This window comes from Enterococcus sp. C50 (genome assembly GCF_040887505.1).
In the GTDB taxonomy this organism is placed as follows: Bacteria; Bacillota; Bacilli; order Lactobacillales; family Enterococcaceae; genus Enterococcus_B; species Enterococcus_B thailandicus.
The window spans coordinates 58539-72087 of sequence record NZ_JBFOFW010000001.1 but is presented as its reverse complement, the minus strand read 5'-3'; the positions used below and the strand labels follow the sequence as shown (position 1 = coordinate 72087).

Genomic DNA, 13549 nt, shown 5'->3' with positions numbered 1-13549 from the left:
CGACTTTGGCATTATAACACAGCCGCATGATTTTTGCTCTCTTATTCTCAAACAGTGATTCGTGCCTTCTTTACAATATCTCATCAGATTTCATCAGCAATTTTCAATTTATTTATTTTTGATCGTGCTGATGGTGTAGGTGTGACTTGCTTTTTCATAAAACAAGACACTTTTTTTCCTCACAAACGAAAGTACGAGATTCAAGACAAAAATTCCTTGAGCAAACATCAAGCCCATAAAAACAAAAATCGCCGTCATTTGCAGTACACCAGTTGATTGGTCCATGATTTGTTGTGAAAATTGAATTGCCCAACTCAAACCATAAAACAAGAAATAGAGATAGCTATAACGAATCAACAATGCCTTAAAAGAAATCCGTTCTTTCTTTTCTTCCACAACTTGAATGCGTACAACTTTTTTTCCAAGTGTCTTACCATTTGTTAGATAAGTCAAAACGATAAAATACAAGAAAACTTCTAGGAAAATCCACTCACTGTTCGTCGTAACGACATCTTTTTTGAACATTAATTGTAGCAAAATGGAGATGACACTATCTAGTATTCCCAAAAATACCCAGTCAATCAAATATGCAACCAATCTTCTTGTTAAGGAAACTTTTTGACCTTTCTCATAAGATATCTCATCCATTCTCGCTCTCGTCGGCAACATGAAAGTGAAAATTGGTGCTATAAGATAACCTAGTGTGCCCCCCAGCGTGTTGTGAAGCAAATCATTCACATCAAACAAGCGATACGGTCTAGGATAAATAAAGTACAGACCACTTAATTGTGTAAGCTCAAAAAACAACGATAAGCAAAAGCTTGCAATGATTGTTTTTGCAAAAGATAATCTAAAATAATATCTTAAATAAATCCCAAAAGGTACCAGCAATAAGATATTAAACACTGGTTCTAAAAAGACGCTTTGTTTCATCGCAGCTAAATAAGTACTCGGATCATGAATGTTTAATACTGTTTGATTCCAAAAATGGTGCCATGAAGCAAACAACTCTAGCTCCATTTTAGGTCCTGTCATCTGAGCCACCGTTTCCCTTGCTGGTAATGGTAGAATAACTAGAAAATATGCACATAATAGGTAAAATACAAAAGAATAAAGAATAACACCTCGATATAAGAGAAATGTTCCATATTTACGGTATTCATAAATAAAGAAGACCGACGAAATTGCTAGTGCTAAAAATGGAAATACAAATAATGCAAACCGAATTGGTTCAATATAACTTGCCATAACAGCCCACCACACTTTTTATAAATTTTCTTGAGTATCAACATACATTTTATCAAGCATTTCAATGCTTAATCAAGCAACGGCGCTATTATTTCTCAATTCAGCCAATTTGAAGTATCATAAATGGTATACGAGGAGGTGTCAAAGTGCTGAATTTCTATTTTGTCTTTGGAGTTCCAGTTTTTTTATTCGTGCTGTATTTAGGATTTGCGTATCTACGCAAAAAAACCAAAATCCATTATCTAGGTTTTATTTTGTTGATTATTTCCGGCTTCATGATGGTTTTCAACCTTCAAACATGGCAACAAGCCGCCACTGAACTGCAGAACATTTCGTCACAAACACTTTCCGCTCAAATCGGTTATCCAGTTTATCTGATCTGGTTACCAATCATTGTAGCTGGTTGTTTATTCTTCTTAAATCTGATTCGTGGCTATCGTCGCTTAACAAGTTTTAAGAAAAAGAACTCTTAGCTTTTTACTAACATAAATACTACGATAATTGTCGTGGTATTTTGTTTTTATCTAAGTTTACATAATAAATAATTAGTTAACAAACTTCATTTACTCCGCTAATCACTTGTATTCTCCCACTCTTGATAAAATTCTTTTAAAAAATCACGCATAAATCGTTCACGACGTTGCGCTTCTGTTTTCCCATAAACGGTATTCATTTGTGCAGGCAATAAAAATAACTTTTCATAAAAATGATTGATAACGGTGGAACCTTTACGATAATCGGCTTTGTTCGCATACTTTTGTGGCAGCATCTCAGGATCATAAATGGGATGACCATGTCCACCACCAAAATAAGCTGTTCTCAAAATCCCAATTGCACCTAATGCATCCAGCCGATCTGCATCTTGAACAATTTCTCCTTCAATCGTTAATTCTTCAGCATTTTCTCCAAGACTTTTAGAAAAGGACATATTTTCAATAATAGAAAAAATTGCGGTGATTTGATGCTCGGTTAAATCAATCTCTTTTAAAAAAGTAACTAATTCTTTTTTCGCCTGTGCTTCATCAGAAACGACTTTATCATCAATCGTATCGTGAAGATAAGCCGCCGCTAAGGTAATTTCTCGATTAGCAGTTGGTTCTGTTGCTAAGATATCTGTTGCTAACTGAACAACTCGCTTCGTATGGTCTTCTCCATGACCTGTTTGATCATTTTTCAATTGATTGAAACTATACGCAGCTATCTTTTTTAGTTTTTCGCTCATTTTTCTACCCCCACATTAAATTTCTCCTCATTTTTAACAAATTCATCGAACAGAAAAAGTCTGGAACAAATGAAGCAATGTTCCAGACTTCCAGTTTTAGTTTACTTGGTACACGTCGAAGTATAGGTTTCGCATATATTCAATCAAATAATTAGGATTTAGTGGTTCATTTGTAGCATCCTGAATCAATTGGTTTGGTTTTCTTGAAGCCCCATATTGGTGAATATGTTTTTCCATCCACTTCTTGATTGGTGAATAGTCATCTGAAGCTAAAACCTCATCAATTGACAATTCTTTTTCTAATGCATGTAATAGTTGCGCTGCATACATGTACCCAAGAGCATATGAAGGGAAATAGCCAAAACTTGCACCTGACCAGTGGACATCTTGAAGGATTCCTTCCAGATCATTGGTTGGCCGAACACCTAAATATTCTTCGTATTTTTGATTCCAGACTTCTGGGAGTTCAGCAATTGCTAAATTTTCATTGAAAATCATTTTTTCGATTTCGTAACGAATAATAATATGCAAAGGATAAGTTAAACTATCTGCCTCAATGCGAATCAAACTTGCTCGTGTACGTTTCAATGAGCGGTAGAAATCAGCAAACGCAATATCAGCAAATGCCCCTTCTGCACATTCTTGGAAGAAAGGATATTGTTTTTCCCAGAAGCTTCGATTGCTTCCAACAATAATTTCGTTAAATAAAGATTGCGATTCATGAATGCCCATTGAAGCGCCTTGATAAACGGGTGTATACGCATATTTATCGTCAATATCTTGTTCATACATTCCGTGACCTGCTTCATGGATAACACCAAAAACAGCCATTTGAAAATCATGTTCATTCCAACGAGTTGTGATTCGTGCATCATTGGGATTGATACCGGTCATAAATGGATGGATTGTATCATCTAAACGCCCTCGGCTGAAATCATACCCTAATTGTTCGATAACGCACACAACGAATCGTTTTTGTTGTTCTTTCGTCATTTTACGTGAAAGAAAACTGGTTTCAGGTTCTGTTCCTTTTTCACTAATTTCTTCACGAATAGACATGATTCCATCTTTTAATTGTGCAAATACTTTGTCTAGAATTTCAACAGTCATGCCTGGTTCATACTGATTCAACAGCACGTCATAAGGCGTCTTTTCATCTTTTTGCCAATAAGGAATCAGCTCTTTGGTCAATTCAATATTTTGTGTCAACGCTGATTCAAAATCAGCAAACTGTTTTGTTTCTCGTGATTTTTGCCATTGACCATGCGCAGAAGAAATTGCTGCGCTATATTTTGTCATCAATTCTTGAGGCACATTATGTTCTAGTTCAAAGTCTTCTTTCACTTTTCGATATGCGGCTTGACCTACTTCAGACAATTCTTCTGGATGCTCGCCAAAATAAGCAAGTGCTTCCTCGATTTTAGGTCCTACTTTTTTCGCAAAGTAAAGGCTGTACAAGTAACTGTCAACAGCACTACGGTATTCACTGGCTTTTTCAGGCATCCCTGTCTGTGTATCCCAGTCCAAAATACCTAATGCTTGTTGCAAAAGGTTAATTTCTTTTAATTCTTGTAAAAATTCTGTTTCTTTCATCTGTCATTCCTCCAAAAATCCAAATTTAAAAACAAATTCTAATCTTCTTTTTTCGCACGAGGTGGACGTGTTCCCCAGTACTGGAATAAATCAGTTCTTAAAGCACCGTTATATAATTTACGTTTCTTTGTTGCTTTTTGTCCGTAATATTCTTCAAATGCTAAATCACTGGTCAAGATGTATTTACTCCATGTTTTCAATGGTCTAAATACGTCACCCATTTCTCGATACAGCTTACGAACTGTTTCTTCCTCACCCAAGCGTTCTCCATACGGTGGGTTAGCAACGATTACGCCATATTCTTTATCCGTCTTGAAATCTTTCAACGCTTGTTGCTTAAAGGTAATTGACTCACCCAATCCAATTTCTTCCGCATTCGCTTTTGCGATTTCAATCATTCGTCCATTGATATCTGAACCAGTAATATCTAGTTCTACATCGTAATCAGCTTGTTCTTCTGCTGCAGCACGTACTTCTTCCATGATGTTATTGTCAAACCATTCCCATGATTCACAAACAAACTCACGGTTAAATCCTGGTGCAATATTGTGTCCAATTAAGGCTGCCTCAATACAAATAGTTCCAGAACCACAAACAGGATCATAAAAAGGACGATCTTTACGCCATGTTGTTAGTGCGATTAGCGCAGCTGCCATATTTTCTTTTAATGGTGCGCCACCTTTTTCCAAACGATAGCCACGTTTAAATAAACTTGGTCCTGTCGTATCTAACGTGACCATCACATGGTCTTTCAGCAAAGCAACTTCTAATTGAAAATGAGCACCGGTTTCTGTCAACGGTACAGAAGCTGGCCGGTGATAATACGTACGCAAACGATCAACAATTGCTTTCTTAGTGATTGCTTGACAATCTGGTGTACTATATAGTTTTGATTTAATCGATTTTCCAGCAACTGGAAATTCTGCATCTAAAGGTAAAAAATCTTCCCATGGTAAAGCTTTCACATTTTCAAATAATTCATCAAACGTAAATGCATCAAACTCACCTACAACGATTTTGACACGGTCTGCTGTACGCAACCATAAGTTCGCTGTTGCGATTGTTTCCATCGTGCCCTCAAAACGCGCACGACCGTTTTCCACTTGACAATCAATTCCTAAATCACGTAGTTCTTTCCCAACAAGAGCTTCTAAACCGCTTGCGGCAGTTGCTACAAGGTTAAATTTTCTATTTTTATCCATACTAGTCTCCTTATTTATAAAAAAAACCTTCACAACATCGTTGGAAGGTATTCCCTGATTATTGCGATTTTCTGTAAGCCATGTTTTGTCCTTTATTCCTCCAGGGAGAAGAAATAAAGGGGTAACCATCTATCTGCAGTTTACCTGCCCTTTTGCCTTGTTCTGATTCCTAGCAAAAAGCGCCCCTACCATTGTTTGGGTTGCTCGCTCGAGGGGTTTACCGCGTTCCACCGAATAAGTTTCCCGATTCGCTTCGTCACTGTGGCACTTTCAAGGATACTAAAGCATAGTCGAAACCTTAGCTCGTTTTCCTGCCGTTACTCCTTAGAGTACCTTAGCTTATCTTTTCGCTAAGCACGAACACTACAGACATCACAGTCTGTGCGAGCATGGACTTTCCTCAGCCTGATCAAGTCAGACCGCGATTACCCGAAAACCGCAAAAATTCACTAATTAAAATTGACGTGTTTTTTCGTTGTCATCACTTGCATCTGCATTTGTATAGTTGCCTGCATTTGGTTGTGCAGAAGCAGCTGGTGTTGCTTGGTCAAGTTTTTTTCCAAAAACTTCACGTTCAAGATTTGATAAACGTTTCAAAATATCAAAGTTTGTTACTGCTGTACTCTTAGGTGCTTCTGTTGGTTGCACGCGAGTTTGTGTTCCTTGTGTTTTTGATAGTTGAGCAACTTTAGCACTCAAACGATCATTTTCTTCTTGTAAAGCAAGGAGTTCTTTGCTGTATGCTTCATAATCTTTAATAATATTGTCCAAAAATTCGTCGACTTCAATCGGATCGTATCCACGCATTTTGGTTTTGAATTCTTGTTGTAAAATGTCTTTTGGACTATAAATCAAATTCGCCATATTTACACCTCTATTTAATTCTCGTTTACATTATAACTTTTCTACTTTTCCCATTGTATCGGAAAAATAACTATAAATCAAACACTATCTTCTTTTATTCCACAGAATTTTGTAAATCATCCATGCTAATCAAATGAATCTCGTAAGGTTTAACTTCTTGCATTTTTTTTGCATCACGCAAAAAATAATCTGTTTTTCCAATGTATTCTGGGTCATAGATCAACAAAGTACCATCTGTATGTGTAAGTAGAAATTGTGTATGATTTTTTAATTGATTAGGATTTTTATAAGGTAGATGACTGACCGACTCAACGTAGTCTGCCACTTGTTCCGCTAACATTTTCTTTTCTTGATTTGTTTCGTTCCAATTACTACCAAATTCAGCAAACGGATAAATAATTCCTAGATGTAATTCAGGATACTCTTGCTTCAATTCGGCTACAACTTCAGTAACCCATAACTCAACACCAAGGTTACCACTGCTAATCACCCACTCTAATCCTTCTTCCGTTAATTGGCGAATTTCTTTTTTTAAAACATTTTTAATAACTTTGATTTTTGGATCCTTTTCCTGAAAAACACCCAGTTCAAAGCTTCGATAGCCTGAAACATAGATTACTTTCAATTGATTCACCGCCTGATTTCTTTTCTTTCTCTGCTTTTTTTTGCTATAATGTGCGCAGGAGTGTGATTAAATATGGTCTTACGCTACCCTAATGGCCAACCTTATTCTAAGGATGCCTCTTCAAAACCAAAAATTCAAGGAAAAAAAACTTCTTCTACTATTTTTGGTAACCGAGGTATGTCATTTGAAGAAGCTATCAATGAAAGCAACAACTTTTATCTGTCAAAAAATTTGGCAGTCGTTCACAAGAAACCAACACCTATTCAAATCGTTAAAGTCGATTACCCTCGAAGAAGTGCCGCAGTGATTAAGGAAGCTTACTTTACCCAAGCTTCGACAACAGATTACAACGGTGTCTATCGAGGTTTCTATTTGGATTTTGAAGCGAAAGAGACAAAAAATAAAACCTCTTTTCCATTCAACAACTTTCACGAACATCAAATCAAACACATGGAGTCTTGTTTAAAACAAGATGGTATCTGTTTTGTTTTACTATGGTTTTCTAGTCTAAAACGTTGCTTCTATTTAAATAGTACACATCTGATTGACTATTGGTATCAACAAAAAGATGGTGGTAGAAAGTCTTTGCCACTCGCATTGATTGAAGAACTTGGCATTGAAATCACCCCTGGTTTCCTACCACGCGTCCCTTATCTTGATGCCGTCGATCGCTATCTATCATTATCAAAAGGAGAAAAGCACTAATGGCAAATGAACAAACGAGAACTTCGCGAAGAAAAGCAAGTCCTCCCCAGAAAAAAGGAACGAAATCAAGTTCTGGAAATGGCTCTGGTAAACAAAAAAACGGAAAAAATTTGATTGTCAAAATCTTACTTGGTCTTGTTTTTATTGGTTGTATCTTATTCTTATCTGGTGTTGGTCTGTTTTGGTTTTATGCAAAAGACGCCCCTGCCCTCACTGACAAAGAATTAGACACTACTGTTTCGTCAAAGCTTTATACTTCCACCGGCGAACTATTTGAGGATCTCGGTGCAGAAAAACGCGAAAAAATCACCGCCAATGAATTGCCACAGCAATTACAAGACGCCATCGTTTCTGTCGAGGATCGTCGTTTCTACAAACATATTGGTGTCGATCCTGTCCGCATTCTGGGTTCGGCGTTATCAAACTTTACGTCTGGCGGACTACAAGGCGGAAGTACTTTGACTCAGCAATTGATCAAACTTTCCTTCTTCTCAACCAAAGCAGAAGATCAAACGCTAAAGAGAAAAGCACAAGAAGCTTGGATGGCTGTCAAGCTAGAGCAAGAAAAATCAAAAGAAGAAATTCTGACTTACTACGTAAATAAAGTCTATATGGCAAATGGTTTTTATGGCATGGAAACAGCCGCAGAAATGTACTTTGGAAAAAGATTACCCGAGTTATCGTTAGCACAAACGGCGCTTCTAGCTGGGATGCCTCAAGCACCTTCCGCTTATGATCCATATACTTATCCTGAACAAGCAAAAAAACGCCGTGATATTGTCCTTTACACAATGCTGCAAAACGAAAAAATCACTCAAGCAGAGTACGATCAAGCAGTAAATGTGCCCGTAACAGATGGCCTGCAAGAATTATCTTCAGGCGATGACAATACAAAAATCGTAGATAACTATGTAAAAGAAGTAATCAACGAGATCGAAGAAAAAACAGACAAGAATGTTTACACCGATGGTCTTGATATTTACACAAATCTTGATTTAGATGCTCAGAAACAACTATATAATATTGTAAATACCGATCAATACGTCACTTATCCTGATGATCAAATGCAAGTTGCTTCCACTTTGATTGACACAAAAACAGGACAAGTCAAAGCACAAATCGGTGCTCGAAAAGTCGCTGAAGACGTTACTCTTGGAAACAACCTGGCTGTCAATACATCACGTGATTTTGGTTCAACGATGAAGCCAATTACGGATTATGCACCTGCCTTTGAGTATTTAAAATATTCTACTGGCAAAACGATTTCCGATGCTCCTTATAACTACGAAGGAACAACTACGCCTGTCATGAACTGGGATAACCGCTACATGGGGACAATCACTTTACGACAAGCACTATACGACTCACGAAATGTTCCGGCAGTTAAACTCTTTAACGAAGTTGGTGCGGACAAGGTCGCTTCTTTCTTAAGCGGTATTGGCATTGATTACCGTACGATTCATCAATCAAACGCCATTTCAAGTAATACAGAAGAGCAGGACGGAACAAAATATGGTGCTTCTTCCTTAAAAATGGCGGCGGCTTACGCAGCTTTAGCCAACGGTGGTACCTACTACAAACCACAATACGTCAACAAAGTAATCTATCAGGACGGAACAGAGGAAACATTTGATCCTGAAGGAACCAGAGCGATGTCAGAAGAAACTGCCTACATGGTAACTGATATCTTGAAAGACACTTTGACAAAAGGAACTGGGACTAACGCTCAGATTCCCGGCTTATACCAAGCTGGTAAGACTGGCACATCTAACTATACAGACGATGAATACGCAAAAATTGGTCTTTCTTCTGGTGTCTATCCTGATATTTTATTTGCTGGATATACACCAAACTATGCGATTTCGGTTTGGACAGGCTACAATGAGAAGATGACACCAGTTACTGATGCTTCATCACACGTTGCTTCTGATGTCTATCGTGAATTGATGCAATATGTTTCTGCCAATGTTTCAAACGAAGATTGGGTCATGCCAAATGATTTGATTCGTGTAAACAATGAACTTTATTATAAAGACCAGTATACTGTACCAAGTTACAGCGCACCAAAAATTTCCAATGTTCCAGTACCTAGTTCAACGGTTGAACCAGAAACAAGCACTACTTCGTCAACCACTGTTGAGTCAAGCACAGAATCTTCAACAACGGTTGAAAGCAGCTCCTCTTCTAGCTCTTCAGTAGAACCAGCGCCTTCAAGTTCGAGCAGCTCATCGACAGTTGAATCAGAAACATCACCAGAAACACCTTCAACTGAGCCACCAACAAGTGATACTGAAAACGCCGCTCGCTCTGAAAAAGCTAGTTCGAGTTCATAAGTTTTTACTGATAACTAATTGAGCAGCATAATACACAAAAAAGGTCAGGACGTCATTTCGTCCTGGCCTTTTCTTTTTCTTTCATCCGCATTTTTCCGTCTTGGCACATCGGTAACAAAGGACAAACTTCACACTTTGGATTTCTCGCTGTGCAATGATAACGACCAAAAAAGATCATGGTATGATGTGTTTTCACCCAAAGATTTTCTGGCACTTTTCGCATCAAAGTTTCTTCCACTTCAAGTACACTTGCATTTAATTTACAAATTCGCAATCGTTTAGAAACTCGCTCGACATGTGTATCAACCGCAATAGCTGGAATTCCAAAAGCATCACCTAACACAACGTCAGCTGTCTTACGCCCCACTCCAGGCAATGACATCAGTTCTTCTCGAGTGCTAGGAACTTTTCCATTGAAACGCTCCAATAGTTGTTCCGCACAAGCTTTTATATTCTTTGCTTTGTTTCGATACAGCCCAATCGTTTTGATTTTTGGAATAATTTCTTCGACAGAAGCCTGCGCCAGTGTTTCGGGATCAGGAAATGCTTGAAATAATCCCGGTGTTGCTTTATTTACTGAAACGTCCGTTGCTTGCGCACTCAAAATCACAGCAATCAATAATTCAAAAGGATTTTTATGAACGAGTTCCCCGTGTGCATCGGGAAACATCTTGTACATTTCTTCAATCGCTAACATTGTATTTTCTTTACTTAGCATCTTGTCTTCCTCATCATTTTCTACTTCGTTTCGTTTCTCAGTTCTTCTTCCAACCAATTTGTCAAAGAAACTTTAGGCAAATCCTCTGATTGTGAAGATTGTTCTACTTCTTTTTGTAATAATTGCTGTTTACGTCGTTTTTGTTCTTCCTCAACTTGTTGCTTTGTCCGCAAATTTTTTCGTTCCCAAGATAACAAAATTCGGTCAACATAGTTAAAGCTATACGCTTGGTTCAACACTGCCTCACGCAAAGCAAGCTTTAGTACTTCTGGTTGATAGTGATCTTCTTCTAACCATTGACCAATTCGTTGGAACTCGATTGCAGACAACGGCCGACCAAATTCTTGTTCAAACGAACGGTAAACCGATTGAATTTCTTGCTCTTGTTGATTTTCTTTGGCTTTTGATGCTTGACTATCTAAATACTTTTCAAGTCGTTCATATAACGGAAGTAAATTGTATTGATCCGCTTTTTTACCATCAACAGTAATCGTCTCAATTGCGATAAAGCCACCACTAACCAATCGATTTAAAATTTGATAAACCTGATCTGATTTCAAGCCCATGTTGATTGCTATCAACTGTAAGTCAGGAAAAGAGTCTCCTTCTTGTTGCTTCATGTGCAACTGCAAAACAAACAGAAACTCTTCTGATTCTAACCCCATTTTCCGGTAATTTACGAATAATAAATTAGAAATAGTGGTCTGTCCTGATTGTAGATATTTGGTTAAACTTAGCATGTTCTTTTCCTCCGCTTCAAAATCAGTATACGGAAAAAGAGCAAGTGAAGCAAGTTTGCCTGATTGATTCTTGATTTGACTTCGTTATAAACTGACTAAGGAAGGCACCAAGAATCTTTACCTTACGATTCTTGGTGCCTCCCTCTCCCACTCATTTATCCCCACTGAACAAAGAGTATGATTCATGTTTTTTACAGGTTGATTGCCTCGCCACCAGTTACACCATAAATTTGTGCCGTAACATAACTTGCTTTATTTGAGGCTAAAAACACATATACTGGTGCTAATTCGGCTGGCTGACCTGCACGTTTTAAAAGGCTATCTTGTCCAAATTCTGGGATAGCTTCGCTCGGTTGCCCCTCATCAAGCTGTAATGGTGTCCAAATTGGTCCCGGAGCGACAGCATTCACCCGAATACCTTTCGGCGCTAACTGCTTCGCTAAGCCAATCGTAAAATTCGCAATAGCAGCTTTAGTAGCTGCGTAATCAAGTAGATGTTCGCTTGGATTTGTCGCCTGGACAGAAGTTGTATTAACAATAGCTCCTCCAGCTGGAAGATGAGGAACTGCTTCTTTAACCAAAGAAAACATGGCAATGATATTTACCATAAAGGTATCTTTTACTTGTTGCATCGGCAATTCTTCAATGGATGAACAAGAAATTTGTTGCCCAGCGTTTAGAATTAATGTATCAATGCCACCTAATTCAGCTACTGTTTGGCGAATGATTTCCTTAGGTGCTTGCTCATCACGCAAATCAAAAGGCAACAGTACTACTTTGCGACCCGCTTTCTCAATTAGCATTGCAACTTCCTTCGCATCATCTTCTTCTCCAGGAAAAAATTGTAATGCGATATCTGCACCTTCTCGTGCAAAGGCAATAGCAACAGCACGTCCAATACCAGAATCCCCACCAGTAATCAGCACACGGCGATTTTCTAATTGATTGGCCCCTTTGTAAGTTTTTTCACCGCAATCTGGTACAGGTTTCATATTTTGTTGGAGAGCTGGTGTATCTTGGTCTTGCTTTGGAAATTTTTCCGTATGGTATAATTTTCGCGGATCTATTAACTTTGGTTCAGTCATACTATTCCTCCTATTTAAAATAAATTTTTCTTCAAAAAAAGCAACTCATACCTAACTACTTTGTGTAATCTTTCGTCAGTAAATGAAGTGCGACCGCAGCTGTTGCTACGGCAGAACCAATTAAAACCAGCAAAAAGCCTAATTCAGAACTTCGTCCCGGTAGTCCACCTGTATTCATCCCCCAGATTCCCGCAATCATTGCTGGAACAGAGATGACCAAGGTTGCTGAATCAAGATACTTCATCAAATGGTTTAAGTGATTATCCATCATCCCACTGAAAAGATTCCCAATACTTTCGAGTAAATCGCGATAAATCGAAATCATTTTTTCCGTCTGTCTTTGTCTTAGTTTCACATCATAAAGCAATTGATCGTCAGCTAGCTTCTCCGCAAAATGATTCACTTCCCACAGTTCATCCAGCGTTTCTTTTTGATCTCGTAATGTATGGTCGATATAAACAATGGCACGCTCTAAATCAGCTTGTTTATAGAGTTCCTCATTCTCAGTGGTCCTGCGTGCGCCTTCATCTAGCGAATCAATTTCTTGCTTCATTTTTTTCAATTCTTTGACAAAGTGCATATAACTATTCAAAATCGTATATGCAATAACTTTTTCAAACGAAATCAGTTCAGTCTGATATTTTTCAACTAAACTTTCAATAAACATCGTTTCGTTTTCGACACAAGTAATCAGTAAATCATCCGAAACGACAAACGAAATTGGCGTTAATCGCTCTTCGATTTTTTGACTATTGCTGGAAAGGTTAAGCAATACCAGTGAGAATGCATTAGCTAGCTTCGTTCCAGGGAGATACTCGACTCTCGAAATCGCTTCAGGGTAAGAAATGCCAATAAAGATTTCTTTAGGTAACTGATATTTTTGTGTGATGTTTTCAATCGTTACTACATCGCTATGATTAATGATTAGCCAATTGCTCTTGGCTTTATCCACCTCCGTTACCTTGTGCTGTTTATCAATAAAGTAATACTTTGGCATTCTTTTTTCCTCCCTTGTGATTTATTTCAGTCTTTCTTTCAAACGAAACAGTTTCGTTTCCTCCCCCTATAATTAGGATAAACGTTCCAATTTTTTTATTCAAAGGATTTGATTTAAGTTCGTTTTGTCCTAAAAAAATAGTTAGTATGCTTAACAGCTTTCAGTCTACGACTAGCAAATAGAACAGTTCTTGCTAGTAAAGTAAAAAGACCACATA

At 37.9% G+C, this 13549-nt stretch carries 13 protein-coding genes and 1 other RNA gene; 3 read left to right on the top strand and 11 right to left on the bottom strand.

Features of this window, described 5'->3' with window-relative positions; all coding sequences use genetic code 11:
- Positions 1 to 108 precede the first annotated feature (108 nt).
- Positions 109 to 1248, bottom strand: coding sequence for a VanZ family protein (locus AB3I20_RS00345; protein WP_067482284.1), 1140 nt, complete (start codon positions 1246 to 1248; stop codon positions 109 to 111).
- 146 nt (positions 1249 to 1394) lie between these two features.
- Between AB3I20_RS00345 and AB3I20_RS00340 the strand changes: the two genes are divergently transcribed.
- Entirely contained in the window at positions 1395 to 1721 is a 327-nt protein-coding gene (locus AB3I20_RS00340) for a hypothetical protein (protein WP_071868972.1), read from the top strand.
- Positions 1722 to 1819: 98 nt separating this feature from the next.
- On the opposite strand, the gene AB3I20_RS00335 is transcribed toward AB3I20_RS00340, so the two are convergent.
- The 6 genes from AB3I20_RS00335 to AB3I20_RS00310 form a co-directional block, all read right to left on the bottom strand.
- Complete coding sequence (locus AB3I20_RS00335) at positions 1820 to 2470, bottom strand: HD domain-containing protein (RefSeq protein WP_368026790.1); 651 nt, start codon at positions 2468 to 2470, stop codon at positions 1820 to 1822.
- Between the two features lie 96 nt (positions 2471 to 2566).
- Positions 2567 to 4063 carry a carboxypeptidase M32 gene (locus AB3I20_RS00330; RefSeq protein WP_270346693.1) on the bottom strand — a complete coding sequence of 499 codons (1497 nt, stop codon included), beginning with the start codon at positions 4061 to 4063 and terminating at the stop codon, positions 2567 to 2569.
- Positions 4064 to 4101: 38 nt separating this feature from the next.
- A complete protein-coding gene (locus tag AB3I20_RS00325; RefSeq protein WP_095803676.1) occupies positions 4102 to 5265 on the bottom strand; it encodes a class I SAM-dependent RNA methyltransferase in 1164 nt (387 codons plus the stop codon).
- Between the two features lie 69 nt (positions 5266 to 5334).
- An RNA gene (gene rnpB / locus AB3I20_RS00320) (RNase P RNA component class B) lies at positions 5335 to 5702 on the bottom strand.
- A gap of 16 nt (positions 5703 to 5718) precedes the next feature.
- Entirely contained in the window at positions 5719 to 6129 is a 411-nt protein-coding gene (gene gpsB, locus AB3I20_RS00315; RefSeq protein ID WP_067482295.1) for a cell division regulator GpsB, read from the bottom strand.
- Between the two features lie 94 nt (positions 6130 to 6223).
- The gene (locus tag AB3I20_RS00310) at positions 6224 to 6763 is read right to left on the bottom strand and encodes a DUF1273 domain-containing protein (RefSeq protein ID WP_075491697.1); all 540 of its coding nucleotides are present in this window, start codon (positions 6761 to 6763) and stop codon (positions 6224 to 6226) included.
- Positions 6764 to 6826: 63 nt separating this feature from the next.
- Here AB3I20_RS00310 and recU point away from each other — a divergent pair, with 63 nt between their 5' ends.
- Both recU and AB3I20_RS00300 read left to right on the top strand, forming a co-directional pair.
- Entirely contained in the window at positions 6827 to 7459 is a 633-nt protein-coding gene (gene recU / locus AB3I20_RS00305) for a Holliday junction resolvase RecU (protein WP_095803677.1), read from the top strand.
- On the top strand, positions 7459 to 9792 hold the full coding sequence (locus AB3I20_RS00300; protein ID WP_368026789.1) for a PBP1A family penicillin-binding protein: 2334 nt from the start codon (positions 7459 to 7461) through the stop codon (positions 9790 to 9792). The genes recU and AB3I20_RS00300 overlap by 1 nt, the downstream gene beginning before the upstream one ends.
- Before the next feature lie 52 nt (positions 9793 to 9844).
- On the opposite strand, the gene nth is transcribed toward AB3I20_RS00300, so the two are convergent.
- The 4 genes from nth to AB3I20_RS00280 all read right to left on the bottom strand — a co-directional run bounded on the left by nth (position 9845) and on the right by AB3I20_RS00280 (position 13332).
- Positions 9845 to 10510 carry an endonuclease III gene (gene nth / locus AB3I20_RS00295; RefSeq protein WP_067482306.1) on the bottom strand — a complete coding sequence of 222 codons (666 nt, stop codon included), beginning with the start codon at positions 10508 to 10510 and terminating at the stop codon, positions 9845 to 9847.
- Positions 10511 to 10530: 20 nt separating this feature from the next.
- Positions 10531 to 11250 carry a DnaD domain protein gene (locus AB3I20_RS00290; RefSeq protein WP_071868979.1) on the bottom strand — a complete coding sequence of 240 codons (720 nt, stop codon included), beginning with the start codon at positions 11248 to 11250 and terminating at the stop codon, positions 10531 to 10533.
- Between the two features lie 191 nt (positions 11251 to 11441).
- Entirely contained in the window at positions 11442 to 12335 is an 894-nt protein-coding gene (locus AB3I20_RS00285) for an SDR family oxidoreductase (RefSeq protein WP_067482310.1), read from the bottom strand.
- Between the two features lie 55 nt (positions 12336 to 12390).
- On the bottom strand, positions 12391 to 13332 hold the full coding sequence (locus AB3I20_RS00280; protein WP_067482312.1) for a magnesium transporter CorA family protein: 942 nt from the start codon (positions 13330 to 13332) through the stop codon (positions 12391 to 12393).
- Positions 13333 to 13549: the final 217 nt, after the last annotated feature.